Source organism: Halalkalibacter suaedae, assembly GCF_017939705.1.
GTDB lineage: Bacteria > Bacillota > Bacilli > Bacillales > Bacillaceae_D > Halalkalibacter > Halalkalibacter suaedae.
Genome location: NZ_JAGKSQ010000001.1, coordinates 771,774 through 792,201, shown reverse-complemented (window position 1 = coordinate 792,201; position 20,428 = coordinate 771,774). Strand labels below are relative to the sequence as shown.

The following is a 20,428-nucleotide window of genomic DNA, read 5'->3' as shown; positions in this document are numbered from 1 at the left end:
ATATTAGAGGATAATCTGCAACACGATATGCAAAAGAAGTTAATAGAAGTAATGAAAAATGATATCTTAAAGTACACTGTAAACAAAGATGATGATTGAATAACTGTTTTTTAACAGTCAGGTGTGCTTGCAGAACCGCAGTAGTCACTATCTTAGTAGTTTTGTTGAACATAAAGTAGTGATAACATAAATGTAGTAGTATATTTATGGAAGTAGGTGAGAGGGAAGTGAAGTTTAAATATTCTTTAAGTGGAACCGGATGGGCTACTTGTATTGTGGAAGTAAATGGACAGAAATTAGAATTTACAGCAAGTTATTTAACTGATTGTTTGTATGACTTTCTAAGGTCGCTAATGCTTTTAAACTCTTTTTGTGTACCGAAAGATGAGACAAGAAGAGAAACTGAGTGTGAATGGGAGGGTGAACCAGAGGGAATTATTTGGTCTTTTGAATTAAAAGAAAATAATATACTGAACATAAAAGCAGTGTATTATGAAAATGAAGGCAATAAGGATAAAACCAAAACACTAATAAAAACGGAATACCCATATGATGATTTTATTATGAATGTCTTAACAGAACTAGATGTACTAATAAAAAGACATGGAATCATTGGTTACAGAGAAGAGTGGGATGGTTTTGATTTTCCTTTAACCGCTTACTTAAAACTAAAACATTATATAATCCATAAACAAAAATACCCTATAAAAGAAGCACAAGGAGAATTTGATATCGAGACAAGAAGCAACTTGAAATATGATTTAGAATTATTGTTGCAAGAATTCAATAGTCCCTCCTAAATTAACGGGTGCGAGAGTTTAACAAGGAGTTGCAGCGGCAGCTCTTTTCATATTGAATAGACGGAGCAGGGTAGTAAAAAAAGCAATAAGATAGTAGGAACGCTTTTTTTTGTTTGTAGAAATATGGGTGTGGGGGTTGGTTCGGGTGAATGAAAATGATGATAAAAAGGTTTCGTATTTAATTATCTTTTTTGGTGGAGTTGGGACAATTTTAATTCTGCTGGGAGCAATTAATCTTTTTGAGAATGGATACTTGGAAGGGTATTACTTTGTCCTTTTTGGTTTTCTATTATTAATAAGTTACATCAATTATTTAGAATCAAAAGCAGGTGTAAGTAAAAAAATAACTTGGTTAAGAGTTTTGCTTTCTATAATAGTAACTTTTATTCTTTCTTATTTTTTATATTTTTAATTTTCTTTCATACTAAAGTAACGGGGGAGGGGGCAATCCTTCAAGAAGCAGGGATGGGTCTCTTCTTATTGAGGTACAGGAGTACGATATTTCAATGCTATTTATGATAATGGGAAGAATGAGAAAGAAGGGATTGGTTTGTTTACTAAAAAAAATGTTTTAATCACAAGTTTAATCATTATTATCTTAGCAATGGCTTCAATTCCTTTTGCTTTTATTTATGTCCTTAATAATGGGAATCCTTATGAAAGGTATCTTGCAAATAAGTATATTCCTTCCCACTTGGAAGATATGGGCTATGGGGAGGAGGATATATTGAAACAATTGTATATTGAAACGAAACATTCAATTAATAATAATGTGTATCATGGTCATTACAAAGTAATCTTCAAAGACGAACCTCAATTAGAATACCTATATGGAGTAACAAAAAACGGAAAAAATGTTGTGCAATTTTGTGAAAAAGAAACATTGATTACGAGTAATACATACGCAGAAATGACTACAGAAAAAACCATTCATAGTGAACAAGAATGTATAGGATATTTGGATAACAGATAAAAGAATAAAGATGATATTAAAGTAACGGTTGCGAGTGTTGATCAGCAGCGGTTACTTTTTTTTATATCAATATCCCCCTTCCAGACAAAAATCAGAACAAACTAAATCGGTAGGACCATTGCTTCTGAGATTTTACAGAAAAGTACGGACTTGACTATAAATTAGTACATTTTAAAGAGAATATGAATAGAAGAGCCAGCCAATATTGAGTGCCGCTCATAAATGTGTGAATCTCGCTCATAAAGAGACCGATCCGGCTCATAATACAGCTACATCCGCTCATAAATACCGATCCCCGGCTCATAAAGCGAAAACAGACCTGCCATAAACAGCTGAATATGGCTGTGAGGTGGTCTGCTTCAGAGGAAAAGTCATGAAATTTGGCTGGAAGTTAGATAGATTAGTTCATTTTAAAGTTAAAAGTGAATAGAAGATCCAGCCAATATGGAGTGCCGCTCATAAATGTGTGAATCTCGCTCATAAAGAGACCAATCCGGCTCATAATACAGCCACATCCGCTCATAAATACCGATCCCCGGCTCATAATCGAAAACAGACCTGCCATAAACAGCTGAATATGGCTGTGAGGAGGTCTGCTTCAGGGGAAAGCTATGAAATTTGGCTGGAAGTTAGATAGATTAGTTCATTTTAAAGTTAAAAGTGAATAGAAGAGCCAGCCAATATGGGGTGCGGCTCATAAATGTGTGAATCCCGCTCATAAAGAGACCAATCCGGCTCATAATACAGCTACATCCGCTCATAAATACCGATCCCCGGCTCATAAGTGAAAACAGACCTGCCATAAACAGCTGAATATGGCTGTGAGGAGGTCTGCTTCAGGGGAAAGCTATGAAATTTGGCTGGAAGTTAGATAGATTAGTTCATTTTAAAGTTAAAAGTGAATAGAAGATCCAGCCAATATGGGGTGCGCCTCATAAATGTGTGAATCCCGCTCATAAAGAGACCAATCCGGCTCATAATACAGCTACATCCGCTCATAAATACCGATCCCCGGCTCATAATCGAAAACAGACCTGCCGTAAACAGCTGAATATGGCTGTGAGGAGGTCTGCTTCAGAGGAAAAGCTATGAAATTTGGCTGGAAGTTAGATAGATTAGTTCATTTTAAAGTTAAAAGTGAATGGAAGATCCAGCCAATATGGGGTGCGGCTCATAAATGTGTGAATCCCGCTCATAAAGAGACCAATCCGGCTCATAATACAGCTACATCCGCTCATAAATACCGATCCCCGGCTCATAAAGCGAAAACAGACCTGCCGTAAACAGCTGAATATGGCTGTTAGGAGGTCTGCTTCTTTTAATTGAAGGTCATCGATTCAACTAAAGAGTTACTGTTACCCATATTAGTAGTGGAAACAAAAGAACCGTCCCCACGTTCATTCATTATTATTCACTCGTAAGGCAAGAGAGTTGAAGAGAGTGTCATCATCTGTTGGGCTATAGAAGGTAAGGAGATAGGAACCCACTTCATATCTAATGAAATATTTAGAATCCATTTCGCTAATCTCTGAAAGAGACGGCTTGCCTAGCGAAGCGAGGATTTCTTCCTTTGTTAAGTGGATATCTAAATGCATCGTAGTGACCTTAAGTCCATGTTGAGAAGATTGATTTGGCTTGTAACTATGAGCGGCTACTCCCAAATGACATTGGCAGCTTTCATAATACAATTTATATCCGCCTTCTGAATCAGTGGTTTCATCAGGTTGACCCCACTGATCAATAGGAGTTTCTGTTATGATCACGTCAATCCCTTTAATCTGACCTTGCTCCACATAAGCAAGGAACTCAGGGTCGGAAATCCGATTATTGTTAACGGTGATGGGATCTACTGGTTCATCAGATCTTTGTTCTTCTTGTTCTTCTGTAAGTGGTTCTTCCTCAACAACAGTGTCTTCATCTTTAGGCATTTCAGGTTCTTTTTCTGTTGCTTCAGGTTTGTCCTCGTCCTCTGCATAGAACCCGCGCTCTTTCATAATCTCAAATATGGCGTATACAGATTCTAATGTATGTTGATTAGTAAGAAGCTCATTTGGTACAAAATTTTGATGAATCGAGTGAAAAAATGTTTCAACTTCGTCAGGATAATTATTCTCTTGAACATAAGAAAGAAGTGTTTCTAATGTTTCATGCACGGAATTATCAAAGTCAAACTTACCATTTTTCTCAATTTCTGAAAGAGGTAATGAGAAGTCATCCTTTGTGTAACTAGCTGATAAATCAGCAATATCCTTAGCTAACTTGAGATCATTCCGTTCTACGATTGCATCTGCCACCTGACTAGCTTTTGTGATGTCTATTTGATTCTGATCGGGCTTAGTTTCATCAATAACTGTCTTAGGAGGAGCGGGAACAACTTCTTCTTGCAGGAAATAATGTTGAGCAACCTGGTATCCAATCAGACAGGCAAGAACAATAGCGGCGAGGCTAGAGGTGTACTTAACCGTTTTTAGTAGGATGTTTCTTTTCGGTCGTTTATCTAAACTATACATCAGTCGTTGACCTAGCTCTTTATGTTTCGTTTCATCTAAATACACAGAGTGATTCAAACGCTCTAATTTATCATCAAATGGATGTTCATCCTTATACTTCATAGCTAAATCCCTCCTCCTTTAACTGTTTACCAAGCTCCACTAAACCACGCCTCAATAGAGACTTAAGTGTATTTTCATTTAGGCTTAGAATTTCAGCTGTTTCTTTAATGGAGAACCCTTTCACCTTCCGAAGGATAATGACTTCCCGATATTTAGGCTTGATTCTGTGTAGTGCTTCGTAAAACGTCACTGCTTCTTCTCCTTCAATAACAATCTGTTCAGGTGTTCGCTCAGATACTTGATCAAGAATTCCTTTCACAAACATAAGAGGCTTTCTCTTCCTGAGGTAGTCAATGGTCGTATTATGGGCAATTCTAAATAACCATGTCTTAATATGAGAGCGTCCTTTAAAACCGTCCATGTAATCGTAGGCCTTTAGAAATGTTTCATGCGTTAAATCTTCTGCTTGAGAATAATCCTTTGTCATGAGTGCGATGTATTTTAGGATCTGTTTACTGTATTGGTTATACCAATCTTGAATCAACTTCTTTTTCTCTGCATGATCCATAGAAATCCCCCTTATTTTTTAAAAGTCAATAAATGGACGTGTGAGGTTAAATAAAGTTGCGTTGTAAATCGGAATAAATTGGGATTTATTTAGAGCTTCTTCATAGTGAACCTTATATGAAAAGTATCAATAGGAAATAGTGTGAAGAGAAAACTTCTGGATGATTGATGCACTAAGGTGGTGTTTACAAAATTAATATTAATTTCAAATTGTATGAATCATGAACCATATTAACATACTGTTATGCCCTTCGAACTTATCGAATGAGAAGACGAACATACTGACTTTCCTGATAAATTCGTTCATTTTAAAAAATACGTGAATGGAAGAGCCAGGCGTTCGGTTACTACACAAGATTTCTTTTCATCTGTATCAAAAGGGATTCGTCATGTTATGCCGAATGCAATAATAGAAGTTTTGCCCTTAGATGAAAAGGGAGAGAATACGATGATTCAACTGGCTGAAGCACCTAAATGGTTAGAATATCGAAAAGATCATTTATGAGGATGATTCGTCATTATACATAGTCTATTAGATAGGAGTGTGATTTCAGTGAAGCCAAAGATTTATATAACAAGAAAATTACCAGCTAGCGTTGTGTGCCAGCTAGAAGAAATATGTGAGGTTAGAATGTGGCATGAAGAAGAAAAGCCTGTCCCGCGTGAAATCCTAGAGCAAGAGATCATGAATGTCGAGGGAATCCTTTGTATGCTTACAGAAACGATCGATGCTGACCTTTTAGAGAAGGCAAAAAAATTAAAGGTGATCAGTAATATGGCAGTGGGCTATAACAATATTGATATTGCACTTGCAAAGGAAAAAGGAATAACAGTTACGAACACGCCTGATGTATTAACAGAAACAACTGCCGATCTAACGTTTTCCTTATTAATGGCTTCCGCAAGGAGGATTGTTGAAGCCTCTGACTACTTAAGAAAAGGAGAATGGCAAACATGGTCACCGATGCAATTAACAGGCCAAGATATATATGGTTCAACACTTGGGATCATTGGCATGGGGCGGATAGGTGAATCGGTTGCCAGAAGAGCAAAAGGGTTTGGGATGGATGTTCTATATCATAATCGCAATCGTAAGCCTGAGTCTGAGAAAAAGTTGAATTTGACCTATGTTGAGAGAGATACTTTATTAAAAGAATCTGATTTTGTTGTTTTGATGGTGCCCTTTACCGATGAAACCAAACACTTGATAGGTGAGCGTGAACTATCATTGATGAAGAAATCGTCTATTTTGATTAATACGGCTCGTGGTGGAATTGTAGATGAAAATGCACTCTATCATGCATTAGTTAAAGGGGACATTTGGGCAGCCGGTCTTGATGTGTTTGAAACTGAACCCGTCCCACTTGACCATCCTCTTCTTACACTTAGAAACGTGACAACACTCCCACATATAGGGAGTGCTAGTATTCAAACACGAGTTAATATGGGGAATCTAGCTGCAGATAATCTAATCCTTGCACTACAGGACAAGAAACCAAAGTATATCGTTGTTTAATTTTTCGGAGGATCCGCAAACCCTGCTCTGCTGATTACTTGATACTCACTAATGTTGCATACTTATGGGTATTCCATCGATAGCCAATCTGATAGTTTCGCTTTTCTTTAATTGAGTGCCAAAGTTCTTCAGACTCAACCTCCATTTTAACGATGTGGAGTCGAGCAATAGGTTCGTCAAATCCAGGATAAATGAAATAGTTACCATCCTCTTGATCTTTTCGTGTAATCACTCCCGGTCTCGGGAAAACTTCAATATCTAATGTGGCGATATCAATAATTCCAAGAAAGGCAAGTCCCATATCAACAAAGAAACGGACATTTTTTTTCTTATCGTCACGCATCTCGATGAGCGTTCTTTCAACAAATTCTCGTTCAAGGGTCAGCTTCAGACCCTCCGCACAATCTGCTAGATAGCTAGCAACGTTTTCCCGAACCTTCGCATTTTCATGGACCTTCACCAGATTAACTAGATATTCTTCAATGTTTGCATTCCGCAGATCTAATGTTTCATCAAATAAGCGGATCACTTTAGCTGGTTTTGCATCTTCTAATGTTAACGTAATATCACGTTTGATCTCATTATCCGTTCGACCTCTTCTTGCTATCTCTGCATAATGCTTGATCACTTCATCAAAATTGTATTTTTCCGACGCCTCGATGACAGCCTCTTCCTCAGGCTCCTCAGCATGTAATCCCCTAATAAATTCAGAAAAATTCGGAGCAAGCAAAAAGTCTTGCATTGTATCCACATTGATGTAGGAAATTGGTGGCTGATCCCCTTGGTGAGCTCTGTAATCGAGACAGACGAATTCCGGTGGGTTTAAGGAAATGATGATTAATTTCGGGTCAACTTCCCATTCCTGCTGTAAGTAGCCATTCTCAGAAATACTTCCTTCTTGTAAACCAATTCCTAGCAATGAGTCAAGTTGAATAGCTGCTTCTCCCCAATCCGTTGGCTCCGAACTTGGGTACCAATTTCGACTTAAGTAAAAGCCATTCTTCTCCTTCATTAATTCTATGTACGCATTCGGCAGCTTGACCTTCAGCTGCTGCTCCACCTTCGCCAAGTCCCTATCTGTAAAAGGGTCTAACTCACTATCGCAATCATCCAGCCATATCTCTTTCATTTTGCTTTCCTCCAAAAATTTAAGTTAGTTATGAAGTGACAATAGACTTGCTATTAGCGGTAGCGACTGCACCAAAGAACATCGCTTGGAGTAAGGTTTACTGTAATAAGATATAAAAAGTAGTACCGAAAACAATACATGAAATCAATATCCCCACTAATGCACCAACGATCATTCGGTTAAATCGCTTACTATCTCCATCCTTCCTTGCCTTTTCACTATCATAGAACATACCAAAGAAACCATTTGTAAAAATTGCATCAATAATACGCCATCTTTTCTCAGATTTCCCGATACTCTTTCTTGAACGATCCTTTTTAGATTCATTTTTCAAACCATTTAGACCCCCTAGTTTGAAATACCAATTGAATGCTCCTACCCTTATATTTTAGCATTAATTTCCTTTGTTAGGAGTGGTTTCGTAAGATGATTGGACCTTACCCTTTAGTGTCTGGTTCATTTGAAGATACAAAAAATGTTAATTATCATTGACGTAATGTTAACTATACATTACATTATGTATATGAAAGTTAACCTATGTTCCTGGAAAGGAGTATGAGATGCTTCGGAATCGAGTAAGGGAATTGAGAGCTAGGCACAGCTTTTCACAGACTGAATTAGCAAACCGTGTTGGTGTAACAAGACAAACGATTGGTTTTATTGAGAAAGGAGGATTTTCACCATCAATTACGTTGGCTTTGAGATTGGCCTTACATTTGAAGGTTCAGGTTGACGAACTATTTTGGTTAGAGGAGGAGGATGAAGATGAATAAAAACGATTTTCGTGTACAGTTTCCTTTATGGAACATAGCTCTATTTGTGATACTAATCATTTTTACATATGGTGCCGTCTATTGTGCTGACATGCTATTTAATGATTTTACGGGTGCTTTTCGCCTTGAAAACGGAAGAGTAGTCCCTAATCTTGAACTACTTCGAGTATTTTCTATTATTCTTGGGGCTGTTCTGTTAATACTATTTTTCATTAGTTATTTTATTAGAATTAGACGTCATAATAAACTTCATTTAAACCAAAAGCTAAATGCTTTTACTCTCCTAACCCCCAATGAGTTCTTAGAAGACGATGAAATGTTTAATCAGGTTACACGGAATGCCACAAAAAAAGTATATTCTTTTTATTCACAAATGCTACCGTTAATTGTGGTGATTATGCTGTTTCCGATTGATCGATATATATTTATAGTCATTATATTTCTTACCTTAATCATTCAAAATGCTTTATACTATCGTGAAATTCGTCACTATATAGAAGAATAAAAGAGTCTGGGACAAAAGTGATTTGGCTAATATAAAATCCGAATAACAACAGCTGGCGGACATAAACCGCTCCTGAAATATACTTCGCTTTCCGCGGGAAGCCGGTGAGCCTCCTCGTCTACGTCTGTGGGGTCTCACCCTTGGCTTTTAGATCCCGCAGGAGTCTACGTATATTTCATCCGCTAGATAATTGTATTGTTCGGTATTTCAATTAGACACTTTAGTAATGTCTCAGCCTCTTTTTGTTGTATCCTCTCATTCTGCCTTTTAGCTCATAAATGTGCGAATGCCGCTCATAACATAGCAGATTCGGCTCATAACTAGTCGAATCAGGCTCATAAATAACCGTCCCCGGCTCATAAGTGCAGCTAGTGCCTATGTATACAACAGCATATAGCTGTGGGATGATCTTCCTCGTATGAAAAAAGCTTTGGAATGGCTGGATTATCGTTAAATTAGGTTGAAAGAAGAGCCTATTGAATAAAAAAGCCAGCCAATATTGGGTGCCGCTCATAAATGTTGGAATGCCGCTCATAACATAGCAGATTCGGCTCATAACTAGTCGAATCCGGCTCATAAATAACCGTCCCCGGCTCATAAGCGCAGCTAGTGCCTAGGTGAACAACAGCATATAGCTGTGAGATGATCTTCTTTTTATGAAAAAAGCTTTGGAATGTCTGGATTTTCGTTAAATTAGGTTGAATGAAGAGCTTATTGAATGAAAAAGCCAGCCAATATTGAGTGCCGCTCATAAATGTGCGAATGCCGCTCATAACATAGCAGATTCGGCTCATAACTACTCGAATCAGGCTCATAAATAACCGTCCCCGGCTCATAAGTGCAGCTAGTCCCTAGGTGAACAACAGCATATAGCCGCACGATGATCTTCTTTTTATGAAAAAAGCTGTGGAATGGCTGGATTTTCGTTTAATTAGGTTGATTTACTAAACATTGGTATTTTTATAGTGCTTGTAGTCCGAAACCTACTCATTCTCCTTTCTAGAACCCCTCTCCAGGAGCTATATACGCTATCTGACTAGTGAAATATACTTAGATTATAGAAATATATTCCGATGATATCATCTAAATTACTCTTAAAGGAGATGAAGACGAGCGTAATTACATTAACCTATCTTGAAAAAGTGAATTTACTTGTGACTAAACCAACATCATGAATCTAGGAGAATGAATGAAATGAAAATGACAATTAGTAAAAAATTGTTTTTAGGTTTTTTTTCAGTTTTGTCTATTTTAGCAATAACGGTCACCGTAGGTTATTATCAAATTGCCTCTGTTGATTCTTCTTACAGCAACTTAATCAATGTCCAAGCTAAGAAGGTTATTCTCATTAAAGAGCTGAATATTGAAATTAAAGAGCAGCAGAGTAGATTACGTGGTTATCTTGTCGTGAATGATGAAACAGCTCTCAATGCTTTTTCGGAATCACATACAGACTTTTTAGAATTAAGTCAGGAATTACAGGGAATTGTTACAGATCCTAAGGCTGTTACCTTACTTGAAGAGGTTAATCAATTATCAGGAGAATATCAGCAATACGCTGCTACTATCATTGAATTAAAACGTAATAATCAGACAGAGGAATATACTAATTTAGTTGCTACACAGGGACGCGATATTTCTAACCGCTTTGACGAAAAAGCGTTAGAGTTCAGTGATTTTCAAGATGCTGAACTAAATCAAGTTAGTAAAGAGACATCTGATCGAGTTGCTTCGGTGAAACTATTCGTTCTAATATTAGGTGTCATCGGATTGATAGCTGGGGTTGTTATCGCTCTTTATATCGGTCGTATCATTTCTAAGCCGGTTATCAAGCTTGCAGAGGGTGCGAAAGAAATTGCAGCTGGAAATCTAATGATAGATGATATTAAAGTGAAAAATAGTGACGAGATTGGTGACTTAGCTCAATCTTTTAATGATATGAAAACGAATTTAAAGAGTGTCATTCAGCAGGTGAACAGTACATCAGAACTAGTTGCTGCATCGGCTGAAGAGCTTACTGCGAGTTCTGAACAAACAACGAAAGCAACGGAACAGGTTGCCAATACGATGCAGGAAGTTTCATCTGGAGTTGAGAAACAGGTTCAGAGCGTCGAAGAAACGTCTCAAACCGTTTCGGAGATGTCAATTGGTGTAAATGAAGTTGCAAATCAGACGATGGATGTCTCTAATGCAGCAATGGCAGCATCAGAAAAAGCGTTAGATGGAGGACGTGTCATCAAAACGGCTGTGAATCAGATGCATTCAATTAACCAGTCCGTTAGTGGCTTGGAGGCGATTGTCAAAGAATTAGGCGATCGATCAAGTCATATAGGGAACATCGTTGAAGTGATCGGTGGAATTGCAGCACAAACTAATTTACTAGCTTTAAATGCCTCGATTGAAGCTGCGAGGGCTGGCGATCATGGACGTGGGTTTGCAGTCGTTGCTGATGAGGTTCGTAAATTAGCTGAACAATCAGCAGACTCCGCCCAGCAAATTTCGCAGTTAATCTCAGCGATTCAAGAGGAAACGCATAAAGCCCTAACGTCTATGGAGGACACGTCAAAGGAAGTCGAAGAAGGAATTGGTGTTATCAACAGTGCAGGCCAATCGTTCGACGAAATTCAGTTATCTGTCGATGGGGTAACTCAACAGATTCAAGGAATTTCCTCAGCCGTTCAACAAATGGCAGCAGGCTCTGAACAAATCGCACAATCAATGGAAGTCATCACAGGTGTAGCGGAGTCTTCAGCATCAGGCACACAAGAAGTGGCCGCAGCAAATGAGGAGCAACTCGCTTCGATGGAGGAAATCGCATCATCGGCTAATGCCTTATCAGCAATGGCAGAAGAGCTTCAAGAGTTGATTAGTAAATTTAAAGTGAACTAAGAAAATAGAAGGAATTTAACTAAAAAAGCATGCCAATTCGAATTTTGATTGGCATGCTTTTTGTTGATCATAATAACTTTGCTCATCATTTATTTACCTCAAAATTCTAGAATACTTTTTTGGGGATTACCTTTTTGGATAATATACTATTCTTGGGTTTCCTTCAGTAAAAAAAGAAATGATAAAGGACAACAGAATATATAATTGTTATTTATTAAAATGGGTGCGTTCTTTGACAAGAAGGGGTATTCTTTTTTTTGTTCCAGAAAAAGGAAAGCGGTGTTAAACTAACAGTAAAAGAAACTGTTCTTGTACCTAGCTTTGAAGCTAGACTTATCAGCAGAGCTTGAAATGAGAGATGAACCGTTGCGGGAACAAGTTGGAGGCAATATGAGTCTAGCCAGGCAAATAATAGTAGTGTTATTTATTTATGCAGGATTTGCACTAATAATAGAAGTCTTACTTTGGCATTTTAATCCTCCTTTAAACGAATTTTTTAGAATTGCGATAAAAGCCTTTCCTGTTTTAATAACTTTGATCCTATCAAGAATACTTGTAAAAAAGGCAAAAACAAAAGGAGAGGGTTATTGTTGACTCTCTGTAGTAGGTGAAATAGTGACTACTACTCCAATTATATTTCTCATGATCCTCATATCAATCTCAGAATTTAAGGAATGAAGAACAAAAGCATGATATTGAAACGATTATAAAAAGGGTGTGAATTATTGAATGTTTAAAACCATTTTCAACCCGAAATTTATCGTAGCTATGATCGGATGTCTCATCCTTATTTCCGGAATAGCATATATAACCACTGATCAAGACAGAGTATCTAAGAGATTTGCACAACAACTCTTTGATTATCCTATTCCAACGCAAACAACATTGATCGAAGAAAAGCAGTATAACGGTCATCCATGGGGGAGTATTTCGAGCGGGGAATGGGTTGTCGTTGTCTATCAACGATTTTCAACTTCTTTAAGCAAAGAAGAGATTATTTCTTACTATAAAAAAGCTGGTCTGTTTGAGTTTCCAAAAGGTGATGTTAAAGGTGTAATACCACAACTATATTTTGAGGGTGATATGATAAGAGTTACTGAAGATAAAGGTATTTATTATGAAAGTAATGACGGTGGGAAAAAACCGTTATATTCTTACTTTAATGACGAAGATAACATAATTTTGAAAGAGCTCGGAAACAACAATGAGCAAGAGTATGAATATGTGATTCAACTAATAAGTGGGTTTGATTTCTTTTTGAATATACATTAACTGTTAATTGTATTATTCGCCTGATAGTAAGGTTAGATTACTATTTGAACTAACGGGTCAATCCTTAAAGAAGAAAGGATTGAGTGATCTGGTTATCAATTGCATGACTATTGGGGTGGAAAATGAAGAAAAAGCTTAGTAAAAAGAAAGCGTTAATTATAAAAATAATCTTATCAATCATAATGTTAATAGGTCCAACCTCACAGGCTTTGAATTATTTTCCTGATACATTAACTCTATTATTCTTAATAAGTTTCATAGGTTTTATAGGATTAATTAGTCTAGACTTCTTCACAAAAGAATAAGAGCACTGTTAAAGTATCGAGAGCAAGAGCTGAACAAGGTGTTGTCTTTCAAGGTGATCTTCAAAAGGTAGAAGCTCGTGAAAATTAGTATTATAGGGACAGTGACTGGAGTAGGCTTCCGATTAGAGTTTATTTTGATGGAAAAGGAAATGAGGAAGAAACCGACAGTGACTTTGACTACTTTTTAAATATTGATTGACGGTAAGAAGATGGAAGTAACGGGGGCACTCCTTCAAGAAGCCGGGATGACTCTTTTCGATTGAATTAAAAGGAGCATTGGTGATGAAGATAATTTTAGCTGTAGATGTATATGAAGATATGGTTGGTCAACCTTTTGAAATCGGGGATTATTTAGGTTGTTGTTTAACGATCTTTGTCCAACAAAAAGGGGATAAAATTGAAATTTGTCATTCAACTTTTCATGACGCTTTAATTTTAGATTTATATAGTAACCTAATTGAACTAAGGAAATATAAAGAGTCTACTTCTAATCCGATTGAAACGTTCGAAAATGCGCTGGAGTATACTCTAAGAAAAACCGATAGATTCCTTACAATAAAGGAATATAGCCATTACGATAAACAGACACGAACCGTATTTCAGGGGGAATTTGATGATTTTTTTCAGGCCTATTTTAGAGCGTACACACTCTACTTTAAAGACCTTCTTCAAAAGGATTCGAATGCAGCTTTGCATGAGTCCGTACAATTAATGGAGAACCAATTACAGGCCTATTGCAGGGGGGATTTTTGATTAATAAGACAACGGTTGTTTTGATTATTGTCTCTGTGATCATTCTGGGAGTCTATCTAATAAATTTCACTTTCAAAGAGGACGCTCAAGAAATTGAGGAGATTGTTCATTCGCTAAACCACCCGATGATTCAGGTAGCACATATTGAATATTTGGATAAAGATAAAGCAATTGTATTCTTTGAACGAGGACCAACAGACGATAGATTTTTTGTGACAGGAGTTTTTAGAAAAGGATTTTGGGGCTGGGAGCATCTAGGAGGACAGGCTTCTCCAATTAATATGGATCATAAATTAGATTTGTCTTTTTCAGGATTTTCAACTAATTTTTCCGGTTATCCAGAGGTGGTGAGTGGGAAAATCATAGATTCTGAAATTGACGAAGTGAGGGTTGTCACAAGAGCAGGAAATGAATCTGAAGCGACCATTATTGAGTATGACAAGAATGAAAAATGTTGGTTCTTAATAGGTAGTAACGAAGAGGAGCTGCTAGAGCTGACTGTTACTGGGCTTTCTTCAGACGGAGAAGTTATTGAGCGGGTAACTAGGTGAGTGAAGGAAGGCACTGTTTAGTTATAAACGAAGAGAGGTCTGGACGACGTGGAATTTAATGAGTATATGCAGGGGAATTTTCCCGATTTACTGTTGCTGGCATAGTGATTTTCAATAAGTGTAACTGCAAAATGATGTGAAACCACCTCTTGAATCGTTATTTGTACATACGATTCAAGAGGTGTTTTTTTAGGTCCACTTCACAGATAACGGTTGATAACTCGTACGTTATACACGGGGTTTTCCACATTTAGAAGATATCCACAGGGCAATTTACTGTTTTCCTTAAGAAACATAGAGATATCCACAGCATATTCGTTGTTAAATATTCGATGTGGAGCAGAGCTTTTTAAAGAAAAAGACTCATAATAATATCATCAACATAATGATCCGGTCCGAGTTTCGCATTCTTTTTCATTCTGCCCTCTTCCACAAAACCAAGTTTGGAATATAAGCCAATGGCTCTCTCGTTATTTGAGAACACCTCTAATGTGATTTTCTCGATTCGTTCCTCTTTCTTGGCCCAAACTATTAATGTTTTTAACAAGGCACTTCCAACTCCATGATTTGTATAGGCTTCCTGTACAGTAATTCCAAGAGAGCCTTTATGACAAAAGCGTTTGCTTTGAGATAAACGAAATTGGAGCATCCCGATTATGACGTGATTTGATTCAGCCACTAGCATGAGGCCTTGTTCGGAATGTTTTCGAATCCACTCCCTTTCCTCCTCGACTGTTGGTGTAAACTCATCTAATGTTGTACCTAGATAGTCGGGATTTTCCGTAAGTACTTTTTTCATATGTATAATGATATTTTCTGCATCCTGTTCGGTGGCGTTTCTGATCGTAAAATCCATCATGATTCTCCTATCTAGAGGGAATTATATAATGCTTTATTAGCTAATAGCATTAGTCCGTTACTTGTTTTTAAAGCTAGCTTCCTTTTCTGCAAGCTAGGTGTTTTGTTCTATTTTATCCTAAAAAAGGTCAAGCTGCTATTTGCCGTATGTCGTTTGCTATAACTGTTGTGTGATGCAGATGTTGGGCAATTCATGATTTTCTCTAATAATAAATATGAGTCGAGAAGCACACGAGAACCCTCGCTTGTTTCTGAGGACGGAAACGCGAGAACCGTCCCCTTGTTTCCTCTGAGTTATCTGCTAAAATATGTGTAAGAACGTAAACTATTTTTTTCTGTGAGGTACTTATGAGACAACCTAACAACGAGATTAAGCATTATGTAGAACAAAAGAACTATCCATATAAAGAGTTACTAGAGAACTTTACAGAAGCAATTTATGTCATTAGTTTACAAGGGAAATTTATCGATTATAACCGTGGTTTTACCTCATTAGTGGGGCCAGGGGAGAAATACTTAAATACGGATTTTCTTAATATTGTTCATCCTGACGATATCGAACTGGCGAAAAGTGGATTTGTTGAAACGCTAGACGGTAAAGTGTTGAAGGAGGAGCGATTACGTATTTTCGCCTATGATGGCCAAGTGAAAACGATTATTACAAGTAAAGTACCGCTTCTTGGAAAAGAAGGAGAACTAGTTGGGATACTAGGTATTGCGAAAGACATCACAGTTGAAGTTGGGCTTCAATCGCAAATCCAACAGCAGTATAATCGGTTCAGGTCCTTGGATAAAAACTCGAGCAGTGTCAATTGCATTCTCTCTGAAACAGGAGAGGTGATGTACCAAAGTCCATCTGTTGAAAAGGTGCTAGGGTATAAACCAGATGAAATACGGAGACCGTTTATTAGCTTTGTCCATCCAGAAGACGAAGATATGGTAAGAGCCCGTTTTGCTTATTTGCTTGCACATCCAACTGAACCACAAACACTTGATGTCAGGCTTCTTCATAAGGATGGGAATTGGAGAATCATTCATGTCCTTTCCAACAATCTCATGGAGGATCCAGATATTCAGGGAATTGTGATTAACTATCACGATGTTACCGAGATGAGGCAGGCCCAACAGAAAATCCGCTATATGGCGTATCATGATCACTTAACTGGTTTGCCAAATCGCCGTTTGTTTGAAGAACGAGTGCAGGAAGAACTTATGTCTGCAAAACTAGAAAGCCGCAAGCTGGCTGTTATCCTTCTTGATATTGATCGATTTAAATTCATCAATGATACATTAGGACATGCGATTGGTGATAAAGTGCTCAAGGAACTTGCACAGATGCTAGGTGCTCTTGTTTCTGAAACCGATGTCGTTGCGAGGATGGCAGGGGACGAATTTTTAATTCTGATTCCTGCTCTTACATCTACAGACTATGTAGAAACGCTGGCTAAGGCTATTTTAAAAAGGCTTGAAGCTCCGATTATTGTTGATCACTATGAACTTTTCGTCACAGGCAGCATCGGGATCACTATATATCCTGAATCAGGCGAAGACCTATCGCATCTGATTAAGAATGCAGATCTCGCGATGTATGCAGCTAAGAAAAGTAAATTAAATAGTTACAAGCTGTTCTCACCAGCTATGGAAAGAGCCTCCTTTAAGCATTTCGAATTACAGAATGACCTTCGTAAAGCGATTCATAGCGATGAATTTGAACTCTACTATCAGCCGAAGGTCCGCTCACATACAAGACAAATTGTTGGAGCGGAAGCACTGATCCGCTGGAATCATCCGACAAGGGGGATTGTATCTCCTGGTGAATTCATCCCTTTAGCGGAAGAGAGCGGATTAATTGTCCCTCTTGGTGAATGGGTTCTAGAAAATGTCTGTAAGCAAATTAGGAAATGGGAAGCGAAGGGCTATCCAGCAATTGTCGTCTCTCTTAATTTCTCAGCGTTACAAATGCTGCAAAAAGGCTTAGTCGATACCGTCGAAGCTATTCTAGACGAACATAATGTCGCAGGTGAGTCAATCGAAATCGAAATAACGGAAAGTCTCATTCTTAACGACGATAGCGATTTACTAAAGAAACTAGAACAGTTAAGAGAGCTTGGCATTCGCATCGCAATTGATGATTTTGGAACAGGCTACTCATCGCTAAGCTATCTAACGAAATATAAATTTAACACGATCAAACTAGATCGATCCTTTATTCACGATATTCACACATCCCCAGACAACCAAGCCATTATCAAATTCATCATTCAGCTTTCCAATCAACTGAAGATGAAGGTGGTCGCAGAAGGAGTAGAACTAGAAGAACAGCTCGCTCATTTAGTAGAGATGAACTGTGATGAAATACAAGGTTTCTTATTCAGCAAACCGTTGCCAGTGGGGCAGTTTGAAAGATTACTGTAGGTTGATAAGGATATAAGAGGAGAAGCATGAGGGACTCGTGCTTCTTTTTTTTGGACTGAGAGAGTTAGCTGAGGTGGGGTGCCGCTCATAATAGGGTGGATCTGGCTCATAACTGAAATGAGCATGTCGATAAACAGCTGAATATAGCTAGGATGAAGGTCTTCTTCATAGAAAAAAGCTGAAAAGTGGCTGGAAGTTGGGTAAATAAGTTCTTTTTCAAGTGAATATTGAATGGAAAAGCCAGCCAAAATGGGTGCCGCTCATAATAGTATCGATCTGGCTCATAATCTAGCAGATCCGGCTCATAATACAGCTAATTCGGCTCATAAGCATCGCTAACTGGCTCATAACTGAAATGAGCATGTCGATAAACAGCTGAATATAGCTTTGATGAAGGTCTTCTTCATAGAAAAAGCTGAGAAGTGGCTGGAAGTTGGGTAAATAAGTTCTTTTTAAATGCATATTGAATGGAAAAGCCAGCCGAGGTGGGGGCCGCTCATAATAGTATGGATCTGGCTCATAAAGTAGAGGATCCGGCTCATAATACAGCTAATTTGGCTCATAAGTATCGCTAGTTGGCTCATAACTGAAGTGAGCATGTCGATTAACAGCTGAATATAGCTAGGATGAAGGTCTTCTTCATAGAAAAAAGCTGAGAAGTGGCTGGAAGTTGGGTAAATAAGTTCTTTTTCAAGTGCATATTGAATGGAAAAGCCAGCCAAAATGGGTGCCGCTCATAATAGTATGGATCTGGCTCATAATCTAGTGAATCCGGCTCATAATACAGCTAATTTGGCTCATAAGTATCGCTAACTGGCTCATAACTGAAGTGAGCATGTCGATTAACAGCTGAATATAGCTAGGATGAAGGTCTTCTTCATAGAAAAAAGCTGAGAAGTGGCTGGAATTTGATGAAATCACTTCATTTGAACGAGCATATGAATGAAAAAGCGAGTCAATGTGGGGTGTTGCTCATAATAGGGTGAATCTCGCTTATACTGTTCTTAGCGAAATAGCGTCATATGTGTCAAAGTGGGACTGTATTGTGAAAGGTAGTGTTCTCACGGATAACAAGAGGTGACATCAACTTGCAATAGATGTAAACTAATAGGTAGCTTAAAAAGAAAGAGGAGTAACTATGCCGCAAATGATTGATAAAGACACCGAGAAAAGGCTAATCTCCGCGTCGCAAAAAATAGAACAAATGCATGGCCGGAGAGAGGATGAGCAAGAGGGACAGTGGAAAGAGCTTCAGTTTCCTTTTACATTAAGTGAGGGTCTCGCGAGGTTAACGAAGGATGAGTTAACTGTGATTCGTCGCCGGTTGGAAGTGAAAAAAGCGAGTAGCTTGAAGAAGGCAGAGCTTGTCGCACTATTTAGTGAGGTCATTCCAACGAAGGTTGAAGAGATTTTCTCCGTCTGGGATCAGGAACGATTAGGACTCATACGTAAGCTAATTAGACAGGGTGGTTTAGTGCCTGCAGCTGAGGTTGAGGTAAAAGCAGTTGATTCTCTCTGTCTCAGTGGGCTCGTGTTTTCTGGGATGAATGATGGGCAAGAAGTGTTGGCGATTCCGGCAGATCTTATCGAGATCATTCAATCACTTGAAGTAAGTGAAGTACTTCTAGAGAAGATGACACGTAATAGCGAATGGATTAGATTGACCCATGGCCTACTTTACTACTATGGAACCTTGAAGCCAGATAAGCTTATTCAAATGCTGGAAAAATATACGAAGTCACCGGTTGACCGGACAGTGTTCGCTCGCGTCATTGATGAGGCCATTCAGTACTACGGAGAATGTGAAATCAATCAATATGGATATACCCATTTCAAAGTAGCTGACCCTGAACGTGTTTTGCATGAACAGCAGTCGCGAATTGGATTGGAGTATTTTCCTTTTACGAAGGAACAGCTATGGATTGCTGGAGAGCGTGACTATGTCGACCGCAATCATTCGTACAGACAATTTGTGAAGTTCCTTACAAACGAGTACAAAATGAACCCGGCGGATGCAGATCAGCTAGCGGAGGAATGTGTTCTGGTCATTCAGAATGGTATAGGTCCAAATGAAATGATCGACATTCTCCAACATCACCTTGAATTTCCTACCATGGCAGCAGTAGATGATTTAATGAAAGTGGTTGTGGCGATGATTAACAATACGAAACAGCCCTTTCTTAAAGGCTACACTTCGATCGAATTATCGACAAAAATGAAGGTGAAATCACAACCATCTTCATCTGCTCAGAAGGATAATGTAATCAACCTTGCTACAAAGACGATGGGACGTAATGATGCTTGTCTTTGTGGGAGTGGGAAGAAGTATAAGAAATGCTGTGGTCGGTAGTAATAGTTTGCGGATACGCTAGAGGTGTTTAAAACCTTTGAAGGATGCTTAAGCCTATTTTGAAATACGAAAAGGAAGTGGCTAGTTACTAGTAGCCACTTCCTTTTTTGGTTCTTTCAGATGGTTAAAACAGTACATTTGACTTTACTTAATTGATCTTTTAGCACAATGGATAGGTAAAAAAATGCAGTTGTTGTTTTGTCGAAAGGGACGTAAACTA

19 protein-coding genes are annotated in these 20,428 nt (G+C 38.2%); 13 read left to right on the top strand and 6 right to left on the bottom strand.

Features of this window, described 5'->3' with window-relative positions; genetic code table 11:
* The first annotated feature begins 227 nt into the window (after positions 1 to 227).
* The 3 genes from J7W16_RS03765 to J7W16_RS03755 all read left to right on the top strand — a co-directional run bounded on the left by J7W16_RS03765 (position 228) and on the right by J7W16_RS03755 (position 1,773).
* Positions 228 to 800, top strand: coding sequence for a hypothetical protein (locus J7W16_RS03765; protein WP_210595844.1), 573 nt, complete (start codon positions 228 to 230; stop codon positions 798 to 800).
* A 145-nt stretch (positions 801 to 945) separates the two neighbouring features.
* The gene (locus tag J7W16_RS03760; protein ID WP_210595843.1) at positions 946 to 1,212 is read left to right on the top strand and encodes a hypothetical protein; all 267 of its coding nucleotides are present in this window, start codon (positions 946 to 948) and stop codon (positions 1,210 to 1,212) included.
* 138 nt (positions 1,213 to 1,350) lie between these two features.
* Entirely contained in the window at positions 1,351 to 1,773 is a 423-nt protein-coding gene (locus J7W16_RS03755) for a DUF3139 domain-containing protein (RefSeq protein ID WP_246879810.1), read from the top strand.
* A gap of 1,397 nt (positions 1,774 to 3,170) precedes the next feature.
* Here J7W16_RS03755 and J7W16_RS03750 read toward each other — a convergent pair.
* Positions 3,171 to 4,385: a hypothetical protein gene (locus J7W16_RS03750; protein ID WP_210595842.1), complete on the bottom strand. Its 1,215-nt coding sequence runs from the start codon at positions 4,383 to 4,385 to the stop codon at positions 3,171 to 3,173.
* Entirely contained in the window at positions 4,375 to 4,893 is a 519-nt protein-coding gene (locus J7W16_RS03745; RefSeq protein WP_210595841.1) for an RNA polymerase sigma factor, read from the bottom strand. The genes J7W16_RS03750 and J7W16_RS03745 overlap by 11 nt, the downstream gene beginning before the upstream one ends.
* A 552-nt stretch (positions 4,894 to 5,445) precedes the next feature.
* Here J7W16_RS03745 and J7W16_RS03740 point away from each other — a divergent pair.
* Positions 5,446 to 6,408 carry a 2-hydroxyacid dehydrogenase gene (locus J7W16_RS03740; protein WP_210595840.1) on the top strand — a complete coding sequence of 321 codons (963 nt, stop codon included), beginning with the start codon at positions 5,446 to 5,448 and terminating at the stop codon, positions 6,406 to 6,408.
* A 34-nt stretch (positions 6,409 to 6,442) separates the two neighbouring features.
* Here the strand turns inward: J7W16_RS03740 and J7W16_RS03735 are convergent, their stop codons facing one another.
* Positions 6,443 to 7,537, bottom strand: a complete 1,095-nt coding sequence (locus J7W16_RS03735) for an SMI1/KNR4 family protein (RefSeq protein WP_210595839.1) — start codon at positions 7,535 to 7,537, stop codon at positions 6,443 to 6,445.
* A 97-nt stretch (positions 7,538 to 7,634) separates the two neighbouring features.
* Positions 7,635 to 7,871, bottom strand: coding sequence for a hypothetical protein (locus tag J7W16_RS03730; protein ID WP_210595838.1), 237 nt, complete (start codon positions 7,869 to 7,871; stop codon positions 7,635 to 7,637).
* 226 nt (positions 7,872 to 8,097) lie between these two features.
* Here J7W16_RS03730 and J7W16_RS03725 point away from each other — a divergent pair, with 226 nt between their 5' ends.
* A complete protein-coding gene (locus J7W16_RS03725) occupies positions 8,098 to 8,310 on the top strand; it encodes a helix-turn-helix transcriptional regulator (protein ID WP_210595837.1) in 213 nt (70 codons plus the stop codon).
* On the top strand, positions 8,303 to 8,815 hold the full coding sequence (locus J7W16_RS03720; RefSeq protein ID WP_210595836.1) for a hypothetical protein: 513 nt from the start codon (positions 8,303 to 8,305) through the stop codon (positions 8,813 to 8,815). The genes J7W16_RS03725 and J7W16_RS03720 overlap by 8 nt, the downstream gene beginning before the upstream one ends.
* A gap of 473 nt (positions 8,816 to 9,288) precedes the next feature.
* Here J7W16_RS03720 and J7W16_RS03715 read toward each other — a convergent pair whose 3' ends face one another.
* Positions 9,289 to 9,630 (bottom strand): hypothetical protein, encoded by a 342-nt coding sequence (locus J7W16_RS03715; RefSeq protein WP_210595835.1) that lies wholly within the window; start codon positions 9,628 to 9,630, stop codon positions 9,289 to 9,291.
* 379 nt (positions 9,631 to 10,009) lie between these two features.
* On the opposite strand from J7W16_RS03715, the gene J7W16_RS03710 reads away from it, so the two are divergent.
* From J7W16_RS03710 to J7W16_RS03690, 5 genes are all read left to right on the top strand, one after another.
* A complete protein-coding gene (locus J7W16_RS03710) occupies positions 10,010 to 11,704 on the top strand; it encodes a methyl-accepting chemotaxis protein (protein WP_210595834.1) in 1,695 nt (564 codons plus the stop codon).
* A gap of 351 nt (positions 11,705 to 12,055) precedes the next feature.
* Positions 12,056 to 12,298, top strand: a complete 243-nt coding sequence (locus tag J7W16_RS03705) for a hypothetical protein (RefSeq protein ID WP_210595833.1) — start codon at positions 12,056 to 12,058, stop codon at positions 12,296 to 12,298.
* A 135-nt stretch (positions 12,299 to 12,433) separates the two neighbouring features.
* Positions 12,434 to 12,976, top strand: coding sequence for a hypothetical protein (locus tag J7W16_RS03700; protein ID WP_210595832.1), 543 nt, complete (start codon positions 12,434 to 12,436; stop codon positions 12,974 to 12,976).
* A 587-nt stretch (positions 12,977 to 13,563) separates the two neighbouring features.
* On the top strand, positions 13,564 to 14,034 hold the full coding sequence (locus J7W16_RS03695; protein WP_210595831.1) for a hypothetical protein: 471 nt from the start codon (positions 13,564 to 13,566) through the stop codon (positions 14,032 to 14,034).
* Complete coding sequence (locus tag J7W16_RS03690; RefSeq protein ID WP_210595830.1) at positions 14,031 to 14,585, top strand: hypothetical protein; 555 nt, start codon at positions 14,031 to 14,033, stop codon at positions 14,583 to 14,585. The genes J7W16_RS03695 and J7W16_RS03690 overlap by 4 nt, the downstream gene beginning before the upstream one ends.
* A gap of 349 nt (positions 14,586 to 14,934) precedes the next feature.
* Here J7W16_RS03690 and J7W16_RS03685 read toward each other — a convergent pair whose 3' ends face one another.
* Positions 14,935 to 15,441, bottom strand: coding sequence for a GNAT family N-acetyltransferase (locus J7W16_RS03685; protein ID WP_210595829.1), 507 nt, complete (start codon positions 15,439 to 15,441; stop codon positions 14,935 to 14,937).
* 350 nt (positions 15,442 to 15,791) lie between these two features.
* Here J7W16_RS03685 and J7W16_RS03680 point away from each other — a divergent pair, with 350 nt between their 5' ends.
* Both J7W16_RS03680 and J7W16_RS03675 read left to right on the top strand, forming a co-directional pair.
* Positions 15,792 to 17,858, top strand: a complete 2,067-nt coding sequence (locus tag J7W16_RS03680; RefSeq protein WP_210595828.1) for a sensor domain-containing protein — start codon at positions 15,792 to 15,794, stop codon at positions 17,856 to 17,858.
* A gap of 1,138 nt (positions 17,859 to 18,996) precedes the next feature.
* Entirely contained in the window at positions 18,997 to 20,208 is a 1,212-nt protein-coding gene (locus J7W16_RS03675) for a YecA family protein (protein ID WP_210595827.1), read from the top strand.
* The last annotated feature ends 220 nt before the right edge of the window (positions 20,209 to 20,428 follow it).